The organism is Streptomyces glaucescens, assembly GCF_002154375.1.
Taxonomy (GTDB): domain Bacteria; phylum Actinomycetota; class Actinomycetes; order Streptomycetales; family Streptomycetaceae; genus Streptomyces; species Streptomyces glaucescens.
Map to the genome: position 1 here is coordinate 1 of NZ_MUND01001062.1, position 717 is coordinate 717.

The following is a 717-nucleotide window of genomic DNA, read 5'->3' on the forward strand; positions in this document are numbered from 1 at the left end:
GATCACCGCCCCCTCCCTGTCGCCCCGCGAGGACGGGACGGGCCCGTTCACGTTCGGCAAGAAGATGCGGCCCAAACTCTCCGGATGGGCCCGGAAGATCGTTTCGGACGAGAAGCTCCGCAAGACCAAGGCCACCGCCGGCACCCGGCTGCTCGCCCTGGCGCTGGCCGCCCAGACCGACGTCTCGGGCCGCCTCGGTTCCGACGGCCACGGCATCTGGAAGATCGACGCCCGCACCGCACACCCTCGTGCCCGCTGGCACGACCAGTTCCTGCAACGGCTGTGCCACCCACGCTGGGGTCTGCCGGTTCACGTGGCCCAGCGCCGGCCGAGGAGGCCGGCAGGGCGTAGCGACGGAAGCGGGTGTACCGTCTGCCACGGTCCGTAGCATTCCGACAGGTCACGCCAGGAGACCCCGGTCGGGCATTAGGCGATGCCGTAGGAGATCTCGTCCGGGCGGCTGACGCTGCGGCGGGCCAGCACCCAATGCCTGCGATCCGGTCGGTGCCAGGCCGGTGATCCGGTCGGACTCGACCTGACCGCCGGGGCCGCGGTTCGCGGCGATGCCCTGGAGGCCTTCCTCGTCGTGGGTGTAGACGTCGAGCTTGCCGGCCACCTTGGTGTTGCCCGCGGCGTCGGTGTGGCGCACCGTTCCGTCGCGTGCGGTGTGCAGGACGGAACGGTCGGGCGCTACGGCGAGCGACATGGGCTCGCCCA

2 pseudogenes are annotated in these 717 nt (G+C 71.3%); one reads left to right on the top strand and one right to left on the bottom strand.

From position 1 onward, the window contains the following. Positions 1 to 388: pseudogene (locus tag CCN42_RS45485) on the top strand (hypothetical protein); the annotation flags it as partial. 159 nt (positions 389 to 547) lie between these two features. Here CCN42_RS45485 and CCN42_RS41935 read toward each other — a convergent pair. Next, a pseudogene (locus CCN42_RS41935) lies at positions 548 to 717 on the bottom strand (PQQ-dependent sugar dehydrogenase); the annotation flags it as partial.